2 protein-coding genes are annotated in these 1,942 nt (G+C 37.0%); both read left to right on the forward strand.

Annotated elements, in window-relative coordinates:
• Window positions 1–598 (forward strand): hypothetical protein (locus tag QOX26_RS14265; protein ID WP_283675632.1); only part of this gene is annotated, 598 nt, incomplete at its 5' end.
• Between the two features lie 170 nt (window positions 599–768).
• Complete coding sequence (locus tag QOX26_RS14270) at window positions 769–1,455, forward strand: hypothetical protein (protein ID WP_283675633.1); 687 nt, start codon at window positions 769–771, stop codon at window positions 1,453–1,455.
• Window positions 1,456–1,942 lie beyond the last annotated feature (487 nt).

Consider the following 1,942-nt stretch of genomic DNA (forward strand, 5'->3'; position numbering starts at 1 on the left):
CTCTTTTAAAATTCGGATAATCTGCTCTTCTGTGAATCTCTGTTTCATGTCAATCACTCCATTTTTCTCAGTTTATCATATCGTGACTAACATTTCCACTGGATCAGTTTTTCGGGATCAGGTCACAACTTGCGAGGTGATTACTACATTCCCAGATGATGCTCTTGATAAAAAAGATTTGCTGTTAAAAGATTATCTTACTGTATCAAATTATTTAATGGGGGTATCCGATAAACTTAGGAAATATTTGAATGTATCACAAGGAGATCAACTTTCGTATACGAGAGTTGATAGCAATACCGATTTCCCTATTCAGATGTATCATTGGAGCGAACCGGAAAATGAAAGTGGTTACGAAAAACATAGTACTTATGGGAATATGGTTATAATCGAAAAAGAATGCTTGTTAGAAATATTGAAAAAGCAAAATCAGGCAATTGTATTTGAGGTATCGATATCTTTTGAAGATGATAGTTATAGGTTTCATGGAACTCCTAGTAAGCCCGCAAAAGCAAAAACCATATTATCTTTGAAAATTGATGAACAGAACAATGAGTTTGTTTGGGGAGAACACATACTTCCAGTAAATGATAATTAATATATGTTTGGTACTAAGGCCTAACCATGCCTTTCGGGAATCTTTAGTACATAATCAATACTTGTGGAGACGGTGATACAAATAACGCAGCCGGAGCGGTAAACTGGAATATGCAACCTCGCGCATGAGATGTAAGATTGCATTATCTCCACTGAGAAAGAAGGAATAAAATGTTAGAAAGTATAGCTTGGCTGAATGAGTGCGGAATTATAGACTTGATTGGAATTATAGTCAGCCCTATTATTTCAATCATTATTTTGTGGTTAACCTTGAAGCATGACAAAAAGCAATTTAGAATACAAATTCAAAAACAAGAGAAAGAGCATAGAGAAAATATAGAAAAAACAGAACAACAGCACAAACAGCTCTTAAAACAACAGCAAGAGGAGAACCGAATCGCCGCCATGCCTTATTTTGTCATGGACAAAAAAATAGATACATATTTTGAGAACGAGACACTTTATTTTACAATTTCGTTTACAAACGAAGGAAATGGAACTGCCATTGAATTAACAGGAAAATATATAGCAGGTATGTCAAAAGATTATCTATGCCCCATGTGTGAAACTATTTCTGCTATCTACGGATGTGGCTGTCCATTTGACTATGAGAAAAATGTGGCAAATCCGAAAGGCACTTGCCGTTTTGATATGTATCAAAAGCGAAATGCAGAAAATCAGAGGGATATAAATATTGATGAGGTGACTTTTAGCATTTTGTTTAAGGATATGTATTTAAACTTATATGAGCAACAGTTTATGTTCATTTTTGAGCAGAGTGCAGAAGACCGGAGCATAAGGATTATGCGCGTGTCTGTTGGGACTCCAACATTAATAGAAACTGCGAAAGAAAATTAATGCTTCCTTCAAGGCCCAACCGCGCCTTGCTAGAATCTGTATCACACACTCAACACATGTGGAGTGCGTCTGCTTAATGACCAAAAGCAAGTAGAAAAAGTGCCGGAAAAGCCGATAAAACCGAGGTTTTCTGAAACTCACGGCAATTTTAGGATTGCCAGATGAGCCGAAGAAAGCCTCGGTTTTTGCTTTTGTAAGGGCGGGTGATTTGAAAAATGCCCTATGACTTATTATTCGATTTTGGCTTGGTGAGTGCATAGGATTGCTGACATAGTGGGAGTGTGTAGTATTATTAATAGCAATTTAAGCGTCTGCACAGGTGAAACTGATTAGGTGTATCAAATTGATAATAATGCAAGGAGTGTAAGCAGTCAAGTAAAGTGCACACTTTTTCGCCAGCAAATGCACACTTTTTCAGCGCCAGTTTTTTAGCCGGTAATGGACTGGTGGTGAGCTAAACGGTAGCTGTTACCAGTCATGTTAATAA

Source organism: Butyricicoccus sp. Marseille-Q5471 (genome assembly GCF_951230135.1).
In the GTDB taxonomy this organism is placed as follows: domain Bacteria; phylum Bacillota; class Clostridia; order Oscillospirales; family Butyricicoccaceae; genus Agathobaculum.

Coding starts and splice junctions, on each gene's coding strand:
- QOX26_RS14270 (WP_283675633.1), top strand. CDS start 769: ATGTTAGAAAGTATAGCTTGGCTGAATGAGTGCGGAATTATAGACTTG.